The sequence below is a fragment of the Novipirellula rosea genome (genome assembly GCF_039541335.1).
Classification (GTDB): Bacteria; Planctomycetota; Planctomycetia; order Pirellulales; family Pirellulaceae; genus Novipirellula; species Novipirellula rosea.
Window position 1 is genome coordinate 1 of the sequence record NZ_BAABGA010000048.1, and the last position, 17927, is coordinate 17927.

15 protein-coding genes are annotated in these 17927 nt (G+C 55.0%); 6 read left to right on the forward strand and 9 right to left on the reverse strand.

All coding sequences use genetic code 11. The features are described 5' to 3' along the window. Window positions 1-288 precede the first annotated feature (288 nt). The 7 genes from ABD971_RS18915 to ABD971_RS18945 form a co-directional block, all read right to left on the reverse strand. On the reverse strand, window positions 289-1371 hold the full coding sequence (locus ABD971_RS18915; RefSeq protein WP_339938347.1) for a DUF1559 family PulG-like putative transporter: 1083 nt from the start codon (window positions 1369-1371) through the stop codon (window positions 289-291). A 341-nt stretch (window positions 1372-1712) separates the two neighbouring features. Next, window positions 1713-2861, reverse strand: a complete 1149-nt coding sequence (locus ABD971_RS18920) for a DUF932 domain-containing protein (protein ID WP_345324619.1) — start codon at window positions 2859-2861, stop codon at window positions 1713-1715. 68 nt (window positions 2862-2929) lie between these two features. Then, window positions 2930-4162, reverse strand: a complete 1233-nt coding sequence (locus ABD971_RS18925; RefSeq protein ID WP_339938345.1) for a DEAD/DEAH box helicase — start codon at window positions 4160-4162, stop codon at window positions 2930-2932. Between the two features lie 345 nt (window positions 4163-4507). Further along, on the reverse strand, window positions 4508-5893 hold the full coding sequence (locus ABD971_RS18930; protein ID WP_345324621.1) for a redoxin domain-containing protein: 1386 nt from the start codon (window positions 5891-5893) through the stop codon (window positions 4508-4510). A gap of 91 nt (window positions 5894-5984) precedes the next feature. Then, on the reverse strand, window positions 5985-6845 hold the full coding sequence (locus tag ABD971_RS18935; RefSeq protein ID WP_339938340.1) for an OmpA/MotB family protein: 861 nt from the start codon (window positions 6843-6845) through the stop codon (window positions 5985-5987). Window positions 6846-7024: 179 nt separating this feature from the next. Then, entirely contained in the window at window positions 7025-8047 is a 1023-nt protein-coding gene (locus ABD971_RS18940) for an agmatine deiminase family protein (RefSeq protein WP_339938338.1), read from the reverse strand. Window positions 8048-8094: 47 nt separating this feature from the next. Then, window positions 8095-8397: a hypothetical protein gene (locus ABD971_RS18945; protein ID WP_339938336.1), complete on the reverse strand. Its 303-nt coding sequence runs from the start codon at window positions 8395-8397 to the stop codon at window positions 8095-8097. A 274-nt stretch (window positions 8398-8671) separates the two neighbouring features. Between ABD971_RS18945 and hpf the strand changes: the two genes are divergently transcribed. From hpf to ABD971_RS18975, 6 genes are all read left to right on the forward strand, one after another. Then, window positions 8672-9016 carry a ribosome hibernation-promoting factor, HPF/YfiA family gene (gene hpf, locus ABD971_RS18950; RefSeq protein ID WP_339938335.1) on the forward strand — a complete coding sequence of 115 codons (345 nt, stop codon included), beginning with the start codon at window positions 8672-8674 and terminating at the stop codon, window positions 9014-9016. A 150-nt stretch (window positions 9017-9166) separates the two neighbouring features. Beyond that, window positions 9167-9646, forward strand: coding sequence for a PTS sugar transporter subunit IIA (locus ABD971_RS18955; RefSeq protein ID WP_008697920.1), 480 nt, complete (start codon window positions 9167-9169; stop codon window positions 9644-9646). Then, window positions 9646-9966, forward strand: coding sequence for an HPr family phosphocarrier protein (locus tag ABD971_RS18960; protein WP_339938332.1), 321 nt, complete (start codon window positions 9646-9648; stop codon window positions 9964-9966). The genes ABD971_RS18955 and ABD971_RS18960 overlap by 1 nt, the downstream gene beginning before the upstream one ends. 279 nt (window positions 9967-10245) lie before the next feature. Then, window positions 10246-11991, forward strand: coding sequence for a phosphoenolpyruvate--protein phosphotransferase (gene ptsP, locus ABD971_RS18965; protein ID WP_339938331.1), 1746 nt, complete (start codon window positions 10246-10248; stop codon window positions 11989-11991). An 18-nt stretch (window positions 11992-12009) separates the two neighbouring features. Continuing rightward, window positions 12010-12780: a TIGR03936 family radical SAM-associated protein gene (locus ABD971_RS18970; protein ID WP_339938329.1), complete on the forward strand. Its 771-nt coding sequence runs from the start codon at window positions 12010-12012 to the stop codon at window positions 12778-12780. Window positions 12781-12855: 75 nt separating this feature from the next. Beyond that, window positions 12856-14460 (forward strand): Rne/Rng family ribonuclease, encoded by a 1605-nt coding sequence (locus ABD971_RS18975; RefSeq protein WP_008697929.1) that lies wholly within the window; start codon window positions 12856-12858, stop codon window positions 14458-14460. Between the two features lie 251 nt (window positions 14461-14711). Here the strand turns inward: ABD971_RS18975 and ABD971_RS18980 are convergent, their stop codons facing one another. After that, window positions 14712-16106, reverse strand: coding sequence for a tetratricopeptide repeat protein (locus ABD971_RS18980; RefSeq protein WP_345324629.1), 1395 nt, complete (start codon window positions 16104-16106; stop codon window positions 14712-14714). A 114-nt stretch (window positions 16107-16220) separates the two neighbouring features. Continuing rightward, the gene (locus ABD971_RS18985) at window positions 16221-17783 is read right to left on the reverse strand and encodes a sigma-70 family RNA polymerase sigma factor (RefSeq protein ID WP_339938324.1); all 1563 of its coding nucleotides are present in this window, start codon (window positions 17781-17783) and stop codon (window positions 16221-16223) included. Between the last annotated feature and the right edge of the window lie 144 nt (window positions 17784-17927).

Here is a 17927-nt window from a genome sequence, read left to right on the forward strand (position 1 = left end):
GGCTTACATTCAGTTACGAATGCGGCACGAATATGGTTTATGCTAGCTTGAAAGGGCTCGGCTCACGCCACCGGCAGAGGGTGTGTCGGCCTCCGGCCTGTAATCATTGCTACTAGCTCCGCAGTCACCGAAGTTGGTGGAGCGGTAGCTGTAACCATCCACGCTCTGGCAAGCGTAGCTACAAAACAAAAATCGCTCGCCGGACGACGTCGGGCGTGCGATTTAAATGTGACGAAGCATCATTGCGACTTGCTGTAAAAGTCGATCAATCTAGATTGGCTCGAATCATTACTGATTCACGACTTCGCCGTTTTGAGCGGTGCTCATCGGCCGCCAAACATTCAGGTTATCGACTGAATCGGTGACAAAGCGGACGCCTCCGTCGGCCATCAACACGTTCACACCGCCGGTGTGGTAACTGCGTGCTGCGGCGTAAATCGCTGCGGTGTCCTGCACCTCATCACAGGCCAAACGAGGCTTCTTGCCATCGTCATCGATATCCGCACCACAGGCCGCCAACACATCTTTCTCGCTCGAGTTTGGGTTCAAGAAGGTCGAGAAAATCGTGGCCCCCATCGCAGGCGACATCCAAACACCGCGAATGTCGGTCTTGGACTCGGCCGCAATCACTTCGCTCATCGCAATCGTGTTACTTAGCCCATCGAGAAAATCGCGACTCTTCATCCCATTTCGATTCTGAAAACGATCGCCTGCGACTCCGTTCTTAAAAATCTTAGACTCATCGACATAATAGGTACCAAACGCACCGCGTGTCTCCTTGGTTTCCCACGACAACATGTCACCGGAACCCCAATTCACGGCATAGTTATTGCCTTTGGCAAGTGCCTCTAAACCATAAGCACCGTCAGAAAACTGTTCACGCACGACGGGTGCCGAAGGACACGAATCGAACCCGCCCAGGGGTTCACGCCCCAAGTGCCCCAGGGCTGCGCTGTATTCGCAGTGATCGCAAGGGTTCATCGCTTGACCGGGAACCGCGTCGTCACAACGCTGGACCAATTCCCATAACGCAGGTTGTTCCATATAGGGAAACAACATCGGTAGCCAATGCCATCCCAATTCGTCTTGACCATGTTGCCAGCCCCCCGTCTTGAAACGATTCTCGTGCTCGTCATAATTAACGTTTCCGGGGGGAAAGGCGCCAAACGCGGACATATGGTTATGCATCGCCAAGCCAAATTGCTTCATATTGTTTTGGCATTGCATGCGGCGTGCTGCTTCGCGTGCCGCCTGAACGGCGGGCAACAAGAGCCCCACGAGGACTCCGATGATAGCAATCACCACTAATAGTTCGACAAGCGTGAATGCCGAACGCTTGTAGTGAGAGACGCCACGATTTTGTTGACTCAATTTAAACCCTTCATCAGTTAGACATGGTTATTGCGGAAAACGTGGACCACACCTTTTTGCAAGACATAGTTTGCAGGAGATGGTTTGCACGCCAGAGCGATGAGGATTAAAGAGAGCCGATGTTGGTTTTCAGCGTGAAGTTTGTGAACGTCGCTTTAAGATTCGGTGGCCGACGGGACACAACAAATCAATGCGGAACACGACCACCTCCGCACTAACACAAGGGGACGATGCCTCCCGCAGAAAAAATCCCCCGCGATAACAAAATCGAGATTCTTGCCGATTTCAAATCGGCAGTAGCGAGCGACGGTGCAAGGCGACTGCGTCGAAGCCAGCCACGCTCAGTTCACGCTCTGGCGAATGCCAGCGCCGGAATCATCAATGAAAAAGGCGTCAAAATCAGGGGCCCCTTCGGCTGTCCCTTCGAGATCGTATTCGTCGGAGATCAACGATCCGATGTGAGCCTGCAGTCGCCGGGCGCCCTCGGGTAACGCGTGATGCGTGGCAACCTCGCTGGCAAAGTTAATCAGGTCGTACACTCGAGCTTTGCTGGGCAAGATCCGGCGACGCTTGTCACTGAGTGCCTCGAGATTCGCAAGTCCATATAGTTCGCTGAGGTTGCCTGCCATACTGCGAAAACGACCAATCAAACCATCACATGTCAATTGCCGTTCGCGCTGAGCACGATCCAAGACCACGCCAAGCTGCAGACACTCGTGCACCGATGCCCACGAGGTCTGGCTCGATTCAAACCGTTGGCGAATCGCGGCATAACCATCGCCGTTGTCATAAGAATCGAGCGCGCGAGCGATACAGTAGTCCATCTTTTTGCCAACCGGAATATCACTGCGAAACGCCTTGGCATAACCGATCATTCCGTTTTGACAAACCAGCCGCAGCATCGACAAGAACAGCCGTGGGTGTCCAAAACCATCCACCGGCGTTTCCAAACAGAAGCGGTCGTGGAATTGATCGCCTCCGATCTGCAGCGACCTCGAACCGCCTCGCGGCTGATGTGTGCTGATCAACAATCCCTCGTGGTACCGCACATCGGTTCCACCGAATTGCTCGACCAATTCCGCGATCTCGTGGTAACGAATCACCGGCCGCTTGACATTGGTGACGGCCAGCAGCGTGCCTTCGGTTTTCTGTTTACCTCCGGCGTGCTCGGCAATACAGAATCGGAAGGCATCATCGGAGTTTTGCTGACTGATCCTGGCAAAAACTTCGTCGGGCGAGAAATAACGAAACACGTTTTCGGCGATGCCAAAGCGTGTAAAGAACGACCGCCAAAACCGCCGTGACGCCGTAACCAGCCGGCCGTCAATCTCGAGGTGACGCAGCTTGACTCGGCCATTTTCCGTCCGCTCGACTTTGCGAACTTTCAAGTCGGCTACGGTCGCATGACCGTAACAAAAACGAGGTGAATTCTGCTTTGAAACCGACGAGTTCGTTTCGGACAACGAGGGTTGAACAATTTCTGTGGACATCACCGGGGGACTCCTGAGATAGAAAGGGAAAGCAAACGAACGGGAACCGTAGCGACTGAGCCAATCGCCTATTGAGCACGTGAAAACCAAGCTTTGGCGGCTTTGCCACGATGCATCGCCACCAATTTCGGAAGTGAGACTTCGGCCGCCGCCACTCGATTGCGAGCGATGGCAGTCATCTGGTTCAACATTCGATTCGGACGAATGCTTCGCCATCCTTCATCGGTCCACAAATACTGCTCCGCGGCCGGTGCAGTGCGAAGCATCGGATGCGGCGTGCGGTTGCACTGCACGACTTGCTTGACCGGCACTCGATGACTTGACCGCAACACGCGACCGGCCATCTGGATCGTGCACCCTTTGCCGCTGGGCCGACAGAACACTGTTTTTAACTCGGGACAATCAAAGCCTTCGGTCAAGATTGCCATGTTGATCAAAACTTGCGTCTCACCCGAAACAAACGACTCGATCTGTTTCTCGCGATTGCTGGTCGCGGTCACCACCGCGCAGGTAACACCAGCTTGACGCAGCAGCATGTACAGCAACTCGCACTCGGTTCGGCGATGAAAAAAGACCAGCGATCGTCCCCATCGATCGGGGTCACCAATCAAGAACTTGGCAACTTGACTCGGCGTGTATTCGGGAATCGTGTAGTGGTGATAGGAACTGAGGTAGCCATCGGCGATCAACGACGCGATCCCCGCGTCACGAATGACTTGGTCAAAACAGAGCTTGATGCGATCGCTGCGATAGGGGGTCGCGGAGAGCCCGAGGGTCCAAGCGGGCTGAATTTGGCTATGCAGATTCGCCATACTGGTTGCCGCATCATGCTGGGCTTCGTCGACAACCAACAGGTCGACTTTGGGCGGCGACTTTTCAAACATGCTGATGGTTTGCATGCGAACACCGAAGCGACGCAACTGATTTTCGGCTTCGGCTTGGGCTAACAGATTTCGCCGCATCGCGACCCAGCCCACACGAGCTCCGGTGGCACGCTGGATGAGTGCGGCGATCGCCAACCCCATCACGGTTTTGCCGCTGCCCGTTGGACTTTCGATCAAAACGCTGGAGGCTTTAGGAGCAAGCTGCCCGTCACGCTTGGTGAACGTTCCGCCCATCATCCGCACCGCCGACTCGATGATCCGCCGCTGGTACGGCCGTGACTGGACAGCGCACCCCGCTAGCAATGCATCGAGTGCGCCGCCGGCGCCGACTGAAAAGCCCTGAAGCCGGCCAGCGTCAAAACTGGATTGCAAATGCGAACCGGACACGGTGTTTCGCTGCAAGAGTGAACCTGTCATCGCCTTCTCCTCCTGAGGATCTTTTAGGAATTGATCGCAAGTCAGAAGGCATCATTCCCGCGCGTGATGACACGTCCGGTCAACGCGAGAAGAAAAAGGAAAGATTTTTTTTCGGTAGCGAGCTTCGCGAATGCGGCGTTACGTTGGCAAAAGAAGGTCCGCGGCGAGTGCCCCGGTTGGATGGTGACGAAACTGTGGCTAGCGTCAAAACGCAGCGCAGCGAAGGGTTTCGTAGCGAAACTCGCAAACAGTTTCGGGGGGGGGCATACACCATGGAACGAAACTCTTGACGAGCTCTGTTACCAGAAAGTGATGATTGCGGGTGACCTTCCCACACGCTTAATGCTACTTGCGTTTCGGATCGCCGGCGGGGTCGGCATCGTTGCTGGACTTCTCTTCTTCAGCCGGAGGCTTACTTTCAATATGCCCGCCGACGCTGAGTACACTGAGTTCGTCGGTCAATCGTTGCCGCAGCTCATCCGCGCCGGGGAACCCCATGTGCACCGACTCGATCACACCCGATTTGCCAACCACGACGGTTTGCGGGATCGCATCAGCGCGAAACGCATCGGAAATTTTCCCGCCGGGATCTAACACAACGTCCAAGTCGATATCCTGTTTCTCGAGAAAGCTTTTCACCAACTCGAGATCTTCACCCACGTTGACAGCCAAAAACACAACGTCCTTATCCGCGAACTCGCTTGTCACTTCCTGCAATACCGGCATCGCGGCGACACAGGGGGCACACCAAGTGGCCCAAAAATCGAGCACAATAACCTTGCCCTTCAGACCCTCGAGCGAAACCGGTTGTTCCCCCAAGGTTTCTCCGCTGAAGCCCGGTGCTTTCTTTCCTAACAGCGGATGTTCCGCCACCGCCCCAGCAACCGACTGTAGGTAATCGTCAAGCGACTTGTATTCGGTGGCATCCTTGGACGGACGAAATGCAAACAACGCATCACTGACCTCACCACTCATTCGCCACGAGAGAAAGTCAAATTGAATCTGATACTTAAACCCTTGCGGCACCTGGACCTGTTTTGTTGCCCGCAGCATTGCGGTTAAATCGACGAGCAAACGCAGCGGCTTGGTTGGCTCTTCTTCGCTGATCCAAAAATCCCAACTGACCGCATCGTTCTGAACGCCACGAATCTGAACGGACGGAACACGACCACGGAATTTGCCGTGATTAACAATCTCGACTGACTTCATGCCGCCCAGAAAGGTCAACGAGGGATCGACCCCCGCAAGCGACAATGCCATCACGGGTTCGGGATAGGCCCCCATCGCGATTGGCAATTCCACGACCGCTTGCTGCAGATCGAGACGGTCATCGATTCGGTAATACGCCTCCGGTGAAAGCGCCACCACCATCTCTTTACCGTTTGCATAGATCCGCGTTCGCTGGTCGGGTTCTTTCAAATAGATCGTGAACTTGTTGGGATGTTTTGAAGCGATTTGGTAGGTCGCCTTGCGAGACTCGACCACTTTGCCCTGCACAATCGACTCGGTCAACATTTCGACGGTGACTCGAGAGACATCCGCCTTGTTGATCGAAGCAAAAAACGGCTGGAGCACCTTGCGAACATCATCCCCCAGCACGAACGCAGGCGACTGTGACGAGCCCGCATTGGCAGCGGATCCCTTGGCCGCTGCAGTTCCCTTGCTGTCATCCTGAGCCCAAGCGACAACAGGACTGGCCAACACAGCGATCAAAAATAGACGAGCAACCATCTCGAACAGCTCCCAAATTCATGCGTAAAGCGAACGCTCGCATGATAGAACGATTCAGGGGCGATGGCTACACACGGGCCGGGACGACGCATTAATACGTGTCGGGATAGATCACCAGCTCGATGCGGCGGTTGGCGGCGCGGCCTGCGGCGGTGGTGTTGGGTTGACGCGGGTTGTTGGCACCCTGCGCCACCGTAAACAACTGATTCGGCGGCATGCCAGCGCGGCGAGTCAACAGCTCGAGCACTCCTGCGGCCTGGCCGGCGGCCAATTGGTGACTGGTTGCAACTTGGCCACCGTACAGCGGCGAGTCATCGGTGTAGCCTTCGACGCCAATCCGCTGACGCGGAAACAAACTACGAAGTTGAGCGGCAATCGGATCGAGCGTCGCGGATGCCTGAGGCAGCATTTGGTTGGTGCCGGGTTGGAACAATTGGTCCGCCGGAATCACAATGCGAATGACTTCGCCGTTCTGCTCGACGGGGATACCGCCAAGGTTCAGCCGGCTGGCCGCTTGCAGCAGATCTGTATTCGCTCTGATCGATGCGCCGCCTCGCTGCTGCGCGGACGCCTGAAAACCGCGAACACGATTCTCAGCTTCACTGGCAGCGATCGAGGTCGATTCTAATTTGGCGCTCGTTTCGGACAATTGCTTGCGAATCAATTCCAGCTCATCGCGATAAACTAGCGACTGCTGTTCACTTTGCGCCAATTGGGTATGCAATTGACGATTATTATCATCAAGCAACTGAACGCGTCGATTCAACTCGGCAAGTCTCGCTTGGGTCGGGTCGACCGCAGCAGAAACACCGCCTGGAGCATTCCAAACTCCGCCCGCAGACGAGGCAAGGTAAGGGTTCTGGCTGCATCCGAGCGCACAGGTCAACGCAACAGCGAGCAGTAAGCTGCTCGATTGTTTTGCGATTGCCAAATGATCGTTGCTGAAAAACATTGCTCTTCCTGTGCTGTAAGGCGAAAACCGCCTAACCCTGTTAGTGCGAACACTAAAAGCAGCCAACACCCCATGGCAAGAGCAATTTTTTTCGCGGGGCATGTTTTCCGCTAGCGACCGCGCGAGAAGCGAGCGCTTTCATAGCGGTGCGGCGGACCTTCTAAAGCCGAACGCAACAGCTAAGCTTCGCAAGCCTTTGGCTGGTCTCGACTTGCACAATGCAGCGCCCCGAGCCCCCAGATCAGATCCTGGCAATCAATCGATTCCACCTGGGCTCCGCAGGCCAATTCACGAATCACTGCGATCGCATGCTCATCGGCCGCAGGCTGACCAAACGTGGGCACCAGCAATCGCTGGCGTCCCAGCATCAAGAAATTGCAATAGCTCTCGGGCACTCGCTGGCCATCGACTTCCCGCTTTGCAGGGATCGGCAAGCGGTGAACATTGACTTTGGGCTCACTCGTTTCGCCCCACAAACGCAGTTGACGATAGTTATCTTCGAGCGGTTTGTGGTTAGGATCGTTGGGATCGTCACAAACCGCAACAACGATGTTGCAGGGATCGAGAAACCGTGCCAATTGATCGATATGCCCATCGGTATCATCGCCCACCAGACCGCCGCCGCTGAGCCAAAGGATCTCCGTGACTCCCATTTGGGCGTGCAGTTCCTGGGAAATCGCTTCGCTAGACCAGTCCGGATTCCGCGTCGATGTGATCAGACACTCAGGCGTGGTCAGCAATCGGCCCTGGCCATCGGTTTCGATCGCGCCGCCTTCGAGGCACAATTTACTGCGAATTGCCGGGATCCCGATATGGTCACAGATCCGTGCGGCCGCTGCATCGTCGGCATCCCAAGGCGGGTATTTACCGCCCCAGGCGTTGTAGTGCCAATCAATTCCGACGAGACCGCCGATTTCGGAATCATGGACAAAGGTGGGGCCGTAATCGCGAACCCAAGAATCATTGGTCGGGCAAAAAACAAGCTCGAGATGGTTGTTTTTGGGCAATAACGCCTTCGCATCGCCTGCCAAAGACTCAGGCAGCAGGATTCGAACCGCTGTCGACTCTGCCATCAGAGTCGCCCATTTGGCAAAAAACGCCGGCATACGGTCAAATCGACCTGGCCAAGTATCGAGGCTATGCGGCCAAGCTAGCCAAACCGCCTCTTGAGGCTCCCACTCCGCAGGCGTACGACGACTCAAGCAGCTACTCTCCAGCTGAAATGTTGCTCATGAGGCGACCCGCAGGCCTACTCGAACTTGATTTCTTCTTTGACTTTCTGGATGAAGTGGGGGGATTTGCCGCCCTTACTGAGCTCTAAAGCTCGTTTTTCAGCATCTTTCTTCTGGTCGAACTCAAAAACGGCAACACGTTTGAGGTTCTGGCTGAAGACTCCCCAATACAGCTTCAGACGAACATCTTCGGCTTGCTTTTTCTTGGATTTTCGAGTCGAGGCTTTTTTCTTGCTGGCTTTATTTTTGGCCGTGGCCAGTTTTTCTGCAGCTTCCGCCTCTGCAGCTTTCGCTTTACGACTGACGACCTTTCGGGCCATGTGAAGAATGAGGGGTATCGAGGAAACGAATTGGATGTGATTTAAGCTGCCTAGCGTAACCGGAAAGCCGCGAGTTGTCACCGGGGCAGCGGACGACGGAAAAAAAATGCTCCTCCCCGATATCCGCCGCAAAGTATCGCTGTTCTTTTTCGGGAATCTCGCGTATGCTAATTGTTTGTGTTCGGGGCGGTCCTCAACCGAGGATCGAGCAAGACTTCACATCATACGACCCCACACGTCCACTTTTTCTACCGTATTACGGAGAGTCAACACGATGCAGGTTAGCGTCTCGACGCGTCATGGGAGTCTTCAACCTGGCGATCAGCAACTTATTGTTGAGAAGACCGAAAAGCTGCGAAGGCTATTTGATCGAATTAACGCGATCGAGGTCACCGTTGACTTAGAGCATTTGGATAATCCCAAAGTAGAAATTCGCGTCTCCGCCGAACATGCGGACGACAGCGTTGCGACGGCGGAATCCACCACCGTGATCGCAGCCCTTGATTCGGCAATCCCCAAGGTGGAACAGCAACTACGACGACTCAAAGAGAAAAAAACGGGGCATCGCGCCACCGGACACAAACATATCGACACGACGATTGACACGGACGAAGTCTAATTATCAGAGGCAGACCGAAAACGTCGGCACTCACTAGGCTCTCCAAGCTTCGATCGTTGCGATCGACATCAAACGTTTCGCAAAACGGTTTTGATGATTCGATCTCACAATACATTTTATAATTTGATTTCACAAAGGAATCACATCCTCATGAAGTTTGCAGACTTTATCAGCACCAAAGCCATTCGTGCGGACCTGAAGGCCGCATCGAAGGAAGAGGTCATCCAAGAACTTGTCCAGTCTTTACTGGATTCAGGGCAGATCGACGCGGACCAGCAGCAAGACATCATCGCCGCGATCATGAAGCGTGAAGAGTTGGGCAGCACCGGCATTGGCCGTGGCGTTGCCGTCCCTCACACCAAGCACCCCAGCGTGCAAAAATTGGTCGGCACCGTAGGCGTTAGCGTGGAAGGGGTCGATTTCGACTCGCTCGACGGCGAACGCGTGCAATTGTTCTTCCTGTTGATCAGCCCTCCGGAGCGTCCTGGCGATCACCTTCGAGCTCTCGAAAATATCTCGCGTCAACTTCGCGACGAAAACTTCTGCCGATTTTTGAAACAGAGCAAGACCCCAGAAGACATCAGTCAATTGCTTCAAGAAGCGGATGACAACCAGTTCGTATCTGGCTAATGAACACACCCCCATTAACTCGAATCGTTGTCGTCAAAAACCCGCAAGGTTTGCACGCACGCCCTGCCGACATGCTTGTTCGACTGGCCAGCCAGTTTGAATCGGTGATCAAAATCGGCAAAGGCAACGAGCATGTCGACTGCAAAAGCATCCTGTCACTGCTGACACTCGGAGCTAGCCACGGCACAGAGCTAGCGCTGAGTGCCGACGGCAAGGATGCGCAAGCTGCGATTCAAGCCATTGCGGAACTGTTTGATTCTGGATTCGATGAACTAGCAAACACAGTCGAGGAAGACGTCAGGCCCGTTGCCGACCCTTAAAATCGAAGCAACGCCCGAGTTTCAAGCTTAACCGGCAATAACGGATCAAAAAATCCAGAGCGATGCCGGAGCTAAGCAACAAGCGAGTGTGCTTGATCTCTTCAATGATCAACCCAATTCAAGCGAACATAACGATGGAGCGTCTTGAGAGAGCGTCAAGAAACGACCGGTCCAACGATGGACCGATAGCGTCCAGTAGCGGATTGCGCTGAGGCGGAACCTGCACCACGTGCACGCCACACAACTCTTGCTTTCTCGCCGACAATTCATCGGCCAACGATGGTCGAATTACAAGGCATTCCCGTTTCACCGGGCGTTGCTATCGGTCCTGCGCTCGTCCTGGACCCTGATGGCTACCGAATACCCCGGTGCCTCGTGGCCGCAGAAGATGCGGAAGGTGAGTACACGCGCCTACAGACCGCCGTGGACGCGGTTTCCGCCCTGCTGGAAACCAATCGCCTGGAAACTTCGGCCGTTGCTGGTGTGAACACCGGCGACATCTTTGCAGCCCAATTGCAAATGCTGCATGACCCGCGACTGCACGCGGAATTGGGACGCCGAATTCGCGAAGAGCGGCAATCAGCAGCCTATGCCGTCAGCCGCGTGCTGCACAATTACGCCGCAGCACTTCGCCGACTCGACAATCCGCTGCTTGCCGATCGCGCCGAAGATGTGTTGGACATCGAAAAACAATTGCTGCTGCAATTAGGTGCCGTATCGCGGCAACCGTTGTCCGAGCTCACTGAACCCGTGATCGTGCTTTCGCACGTGTTGACTCCCAGTGAAACGGCGAGCTTGGACCGACGATATGTTCGCGGTTTCTGCACCGAGACCGGTGGCCCCGGTGGTCATACCGCCATTGTCGCCAAAGGACTTGAACTTCCCGCCGTCGTTGGCATTGGAACGTTTCTCGAGAATATCGGAGCCGCAGCGACAGTGATTGTCGATGGCGATCGCGGTCGCGTGATTATCGATCCTGACGAAGAAACACTAGCCCATTACGAAGAACGTCTGCAACAACGCGAGTCGCTTGCCGCACGACTAGCGGAACTCAAGGATCTGCCTGCCGAAACCGCGGACAAGGTGCGAATTCAACTGAGTGCGAATATCGAATTTCCGCACGAAACCGAATCGTGCCTCGAACGGGGCGCCGACGGCATCGGGTTGTACCGAACCGAATTCCTGTACCTATCCAGCACCGAAGAGCCAAGCGAAGAGGACCATTACGAAGCCTACAGCCAAGTGGTCCGCGAGATGGACGGTCGCCCCGTTGTCATTCGTACGCTGGACCTCGGTGCTGACAAAATGGGACAGCGTCCGCTTGCCGAACAAGAACACAACCCGTTCCTCGGGCTCCGCAGCATTCGGCTATCACTAAAAAACCTCGACCTGTTTCGCCCCCAACTTCGAGCCGTGCTTCGCGCCGCGGTCCACGGGGACGTGCGAGTGATGTTTCCGCTAATCACCACGATTGCGGAATTGCGACAAGCTCGCATGTTATTGAATGTTGTAGCCGAGGACCTGAACGAAGCAGGCATCCCTTATCGATCGGATATTCCCGTCGGCATGATGGTCGAGGTCCCAGCGGCGGTAATCATGCTGGATCGCTTTGTCAAAGAAGTCGATTTCCTCAGCATCGGCACGAACGATCTCGCCCAGTACACCTTGGCGGTCGATCGCAGCAACGAATACGTCGCTGATCTCTACCAGTCCTGTGACCCTGCGGTCCTGCGGCTAATCGCAAGCAGCGTCAAGGTGGCCGATGCCAACCAGACACCGCTAGCGGTTTGCGGCGAGATGAGCAGCAACCCCGGCCGCGCATTATTACTGATCGGATTAGGCGTTCGCAATTTGAGCGTTCCGCCGTCGTCGCTGCATCGCGTAAAGAAGGCGATTCGCAGCGTCACGCTGAAGCAATGCATCCAGATTGCAGAACGCGCGATGACGTTCGAGGCAGCACGTGATGTTGACCTCTATCTTCAAGACCGACTCAGTGCCTTAGCACCGGAGCTGATCGTTCACTGATGATCCGTCTGCAAGCGAATGAGTAACGTGACTGAGCCCTCTGAACCGACCGAATCAAAAAACGCGGCGCCAAACGAATTGGCATCGCTCAGGATTCGGTATCGAGTGCGGTTCCAGAAAACCGGCTTGTTGCGCTGGATCAGCCACCGTGATCTGGCGGGACTATGGGAGCGGATCGTGCGCCGCGCCGCACTCAAACTCTCGATGAGCGAAGGCTTTCATCCCAAGCCCCGTATCGCGTTTCCCTCCGCACTGGCACTCGGTGTCGAAGGGCTCGATGAAGTCGTTGAACTGGAATTGGCGGAAAACATCTCGCCTGCGGAACTACTCCGACGCCTTGAAAACGACAACCAACCGGGGCTGATCATCAAAAGCGTCAGCCAATTGCCCGAAGCGTTTGGCAAAGGGCAACTCAAACAGAGCCGGTTTTCGGTGACGCTTCCTGAGCATGCGGACGCGGCGGCGATCCAGGCGGCGATCACGCGATTGCTTGGTCAAGCGACCGTCACGGTCGAGCGCAAAAAGAAAACACTGGTGGCCAACGTCGCCGAACAAATCTTGAACCTGGAACTTTCCGGTGATCGATTGCGATTGACGCTGGCGGCGTCCGATTCGGCATCGCTGAAGCCGCACGACGTCCTCGATTTGCTGGGGTTTGACGACTGGATCGAAAACGGATCGCTCGTCATTCGCGAACGCGTCATCCTGGAAAACGAATTTCAATCCGACAACCCTGCCGAAGTCGCTATCGCGACCGACGCCACCCACAACACAACTACCGAATACTAACCCTGTCAGCGTCCATGCGAACGCAACTGATTGGTTCGCACAAAGCTGACAAAACCACCTGAAAGGTGACTTTTTATGAAGAAAGAAATGCTAATCAACGTACTGCAACCCGAGGAATGTCGGATTGCAGTGTTAGCCGATGACCGACTCGACGAGTTGTACATCGAACGGAAAAGTGTCGAAGCGTTTGCCGGGAACATTTACCGCGGCAAGATCGTCAACCTTGAACCAAGCATCCAGGCCGCGTTCGTCGACTTTGGTGTCGGACGCAACGGGTTTCTACATATCAGCGACGTCGAACCTCAGTACTTTCGTCAAGGCGGCTACGACCCCGAAGAGGTGATGCGAGAGTCCGACGAAATGGCCGAAGCGGCTGCTAAGCGGGCACGCGACTCAGGTCATGGCAACAAACACGCGTTCAAAGGGGGCCGACCTCGCGTTAAACCGCCGATCCAAGAGATCTTTCGCCGCGGCGACGAAGTCCTTGTCCAAGTGATCAAAGAAGGTATCGGAACCAAGGGTCCGACGCTGAGCACCTACATCTCAATCCCGGGTCGCTACTTGGTTTTGATGCCCGCACTGTGCCGCGTGGGCGTTAGCCGCAAAATCGAAGACGAGGACGATCGCAAACGGCTCAAACGATGCCTTTTGTCGTTGAATCCTCCGAAGGGTCTCGGTTTTATCGTTCGCACCGCCGGCGCGGGCCGCAGCGAAATCGAACTGCAACGCGACATGGAATACCTGTTGCGTCTTTGGAAAGCCATCGTTCGCCGCGTCAAAACGCTTAACGAACCAGGCGTGCTGTACGAAGAAAGCGATTTGATTATCCGTACGATCCGCGATATTTATTGCGACGAAATCGATCAGATTCTGATCGATGAACCCGAGTCGTACGAAAAGGCACGTGACTTCTTGAAAATGGTCATGCCTCGCGTCGTCGATCGTTTGAAGCTGTACGAAGGAAGCGAGCCGCTGTTCCACAAACACAAGCTCGAAGAAGAGATCATGATGATCAATCAACGCCAGGTGCAATTACCTGACGGCGGTTCGATCGTGATTGACCCCACCGAAGCACTTGTGGCAATCGACGTTAACAGCGGCAGTTTCCGCGGCAATGATTCCGCCGAAGAAAACGCCTTCCGCTTAAACCTAGCCGCCGCTAAAGAAATCGCCCGCCAATTGCGTCTGCGTGACCTCGGCGGTGTGATCGTCAACGACTTTATCGACATGCGTAAAGAAAGCTATCGACGCAAAGTCGAACGAGCACTTCGCGATGCAATGTCGACCGACCGCGCCCGCACCAAGATCTTGCGAACCAGCCCGTTTGGCTTGATCGAAATGACACGCCAGCGCATTCGCCCAAGCCTGAAACGCAGCATCTATACCGATTGCCCGTGCTGCCAGGGCCGGGGATTGGTCAAGACCGCCGAAAGCATGTCGATCGAAGTGATTCGTATGCTGGCGCTTGCCGTTCGCAACAAGCACATCGAACGCGTGACGATTCGAGTGAACGACGAAGTCGCCGCTTACCTAAACAACAAAAAACGCCGTGACGTGATGGAAGCCGAAGACATCGGCAAGATGGCCGTCCAAATCCTAGGCAGCGAGGGATTGTTCCCCGAGCACCTCGAAATGGATTGCCGCGACGCTCACGGCGAACGCGTTGAAATCGATTCGTAATCAAAGCGAATTCGAAGTCATTCAAAACGCTCGCGAACCTCGGTTCTCGAGCGTTTTTTTGTGGACGGGGTAACGGAACTCGTCAACGGCTTGTTGATTTATTGAGCCGCGACGCGTCAGCGGCCGGGTCCCACACGATACCCGGTGCCTTACAGCCCACGGCTCACCCTTGCGATTTCCATTTGGATTAAATCAACAAGCCGTCAAGAGTTTCGGGCATCCCAGAAAACGAAAGCCGTTGACGACTTCCGCTACGGCGAGGCGAGTTGCTTGGCGACTTTGTCGACGACATCCGCCCAATCGCCCATCTCGGTTTGACGAACCAATTCCATACTGGGATACCACGGTGTCTCGGCACCCTGATTCAGCCACCGCCAATCGGGCACCTTGCCCAACAGCACGGTCACATTGACGCCGAGGGCACCGGCCAAGTGCGCGATCGATGTATCGGTCGTCACAACCGCATCCAGATTTTGCAAAATCGCGGCGGTATCGGTAAACGCCCCCGTCGCCGAGTCGATTCCTTGGGGCAATCGCACCACCGAATCGGCAAAGCCAACCTCATCTAACTGGGACGCCCCGTAGCCAAACTGCAAACTCACCAGCGATACGCCGGGGATCTTCGCCAGCGGCTCGAGCGACTGCAGCGGCAGGCTGCGATAGACATCCGCATGATGCTCAGGATTTCCTTGCCAATTGATTCCAATCCGACGTGTGCTCGAACCATCCGCCCCTGGAACGTGCTGCCGCAGCCACTCGGCCCAGGTTTCGTTTTGCATCGGACTGGACACCAAATAACCTCTGCCTGCGGAAAATAGCTGATCCGCAACCGCAAGCTGCTTGGTTTGTTGGTACCAGAAATCGACCACGTCCAAAAACGACGCTTGATAATCGATCGGCGGGACGACGGAACCAGCGGGCAGCAACAGATCGATTCCTGGCACCGACGAGAACAACGGCATCATCTCGGCCGCACACTGGACGTACACGGTCGCCCCGGCTTGCTTCAGAACCGACGCGACTCGGATAAACTGAATCGCATCGCCTCGTCCTTGCTCGGGGTACAACAGGATGGATTTCCCCGCAAGATCCTGGCCTTGCCAAACCGGCGTTGGCAGATTGGGGCGATAGGTCCCCGGCATCGCCCACCGCCAACGGTACTCGGCCCAGCCAACGTCATAATTGCCCAGCAACAGATGGATCACACCGAGGTTACGGTGCAGTTCTGCATTCTTCGGATCAATCTTCAATCCTTCGGCGTACCACTTCAACCCTCGCTCGATCTCACCCGACCAGACCCACAGCGTGCCACGGTTCTTGAGCGCCGAAAGGTAGCCCGGTTGCTGCTCGAGCGCCGTCGCCAACGCCTGTTCAGCCTCATCAATCTGCCCGAGCATCCGCAGCGAATTGCCGAGATTGTTCCAAGCAATGGGAAACTGAGGACGAATCGCTAACGCTTCGCGATACACCGCCACGGATTGTGCAAAATCGCGCTGATCGAAAAACGCGATCCCTAGATAGACCAACGCATCGGCGTTTTTTGGGGAATGCGCGAGCACGTGACGATAGACCTCGATTGCCTCGTCCAGCTTGCCTGCTTGATGCCGCTGCCAACCCTGCTGCAATAATTCATGGACGGTGGGCATCGTGCTTGGGTTCCTTGATCAGGCTGCAATTCGGCAAATCGCGGATACAAAAAATGGCGATGCACTTTTGCAAGCACATCGCCATCGATTGTTAATACAAATGGATCGACTTGACTAGTCGAGGAAGCCTACCAAATCTTGGCTACGGCTTGGTTGTTGCAACTTTCGCACAGCCTTGGCTTCGATTTGGCGAATACGCTCGCGGGTCACTTTAAAGATGTGCCCCACTTCTTCGAGCGTATAGCTGTAACCATCGCCGAGCCCGTAACGCAATTTGATGATCTCGCGCTCACGGTAGGACAACGACTTCAAGACACCGGTGATACGGTCACGCAGCATTTCTTGCGTCGCACCGATCTGCGGGCTCTCTGCGGCACCATCGGGAAGCAGATCACCGAACTGGCTGTCTTCGCTGTTGCCAACGGGACGATCCAACGAAATCGGGAACCGGCTCATCGTCAACACACGACGTGCCTCTTCGACGGTCACATCGGCTCGACGTGCGGTTTCTTCGATCGTGGGTTCACGCCCGAGCTCTTGCAGCAATTGACGAGCAACGTTTCGCACGCGGCTCATCGTTTCGACCATGTGAACCGGAATACGAATCGTTCGGCTCTGATCGGCAACCGCACGGGTGATCGCTTGGCGAATCCACCAAGTCGCGTAGGTACAGAATTTGAAACCACGACGGTATTCAAATTTGTCGACCGCACGCATCAAACCGGCGTTCCCCTCTTGGATCAAATCCAGGAACGACAAACCACGGTTACGATACTTCTTGGCGATCGAAACCACCAATCGAAGGTTTCCTTCGCTGAGTTCACGCTTGGCTTGTTGGTACTCGGCGTACACCTTGTTGAGCATGGCAACGCGATTGCGTAGCGATGTTGGTGTTTCCTGGCACGCGGTCAGGATTTGGCGTCGTTCGTGAAGCAATTTTTCTCGCACCTCGCGACCATGTTTGGTGCGTTTTTGGTCCGAGATAATGTGGTCGATTTCGGTCAAGCGGTGCGAGAACTTTTCGAGCAAGTCGATTCGTGTTTCGATTCGCTGGGTACGTAGACCGAGTTCTTCGATCAAACGCACGGCACGACGACGACGACGTGCAAGCGATCGCCAAGCTTCGACACGGCGTCGCTGCGAAGCCGCTTTGCTGAGTGCGACTTTCCAATCGTGACGGTTACGTCGCAGCAAGGTTTGCAGCGTACGCAAGTTGTGGGGCAAACGACCGACGATCTGCTCTTTTTCCAAATGGTCCGTTACCGAAACCTGGACGGTACGGTCAAAGGGTAATTGGCCGCGGTAAACCTTCTTGAGCGTCTTGTAGGCTTCGACGAGAACGTAATGGTTCTCGAGCAGTTTGGTGCGGAACCGACGGCGTGTTTCTTCAATCCGCTTGGCAAGTTCAATTTCTTGCTTTCGTGTCAGTAGCGGAATCTCGCCCATTTGGGTCAAGTACATCCGAACCGGATCATCGGACCACGTTTCGGTTTCGTCACCAGCAAGCAGTTCGTCGGGGCTTTCGAGTTGGACTTCGCCATCGGCAGCCGAAGCCATCGCAACGGCAGCATCGTTATCGTCGCTGTCGTCAACCGGCAGCTTGCGAAAACTGCCGGTCACGGCTTCGGTGCTTTGGACGCTTACGTCATCAAATTCGTCCAAGAGTGTATCGAACAAAGGGGAACTCCTAGCGGAACAGTGTGAGATATGAGGGCTGAAAATCGGTTTCGTATCGTTTCAAACGGGATGAGTTCAAACGAAACGAACAATCATGCGGTGGATGGCAAATGTAAAAATTTATCGATGTGCAAGTTTGGTATT